This window comes from Vibrio sp. 1078-1, from assembly GCF_033340475.1.
In genome coordinates, this window is record NZ_JAWOWM010000379.1 from 1 (window position 1) to 687 (window position 687).

The following is a 687-nucleotide window of genomic DNA, read 5'->3' on the forward strand; positions in this document are numbered from 1 at the left end:
CGAATGGCGTCTACGTGATGTGATCAGCAAATACTCTGACCATATTGGTATCCCTGTTTCTATCCAAACTGCGGTTCGCGATGACGAAGGCAAAGAAACGGGTGAGAAGAAGTGGGAGCAAATCAACAAAGCTCAAGCGTTGTGGACGCGTAATAAAGCAGATATCTCAGATGAAGAATACCAAGAATTCTACAAACACGTTTCACACGATTTCGCTGATCCGTTGGTGTGGAGCCACAACCGCGTAGAAGGTAAAAACGACTACACTAGCCTACTTTACATCCCATCGAAAGCGCCATGGGATATGATGAATCGTGATCATAAGTCAGGTCTGAAACTGTACGTGCAACGTGTGTTCATTATGGATGATGCTGAACAGTTTATGCCGTCTTATCTACGTTTCGTACGTGGTTTGATTGATTCAAACGACCTGCCGCTCAACGTATCGCGTGAAATTCTACAAGACAACAAAGTGACTCAGTCGCTACGCAATGCATGCACGAAACGTGTACTGACTATGCTTGAGCGCATGGCGAAGAATGATGAAGAAAAATACCAATCATTCTGGAAGGAGTTTGGCCTAGTGTTGAAAGAAGGCCCAGCGGAAGACTTTGCGAACAAAGAGAAAATTGCAGGTCTGTTGCGTTTTGCTTCAACAGAAGTTGATTCTGCGGAACAAACCGTTGG

At 45.0% G+C, this 687-nt stretch carries 1 pseudogene; it reads left to right on the top strand.

From position 1 onward, the window contains the following. A pseudogene (locus tag R7190_RS27690) lies at positions 1-687 on the top strand (molecular chaperone HtpG); the annotation flags it as partial.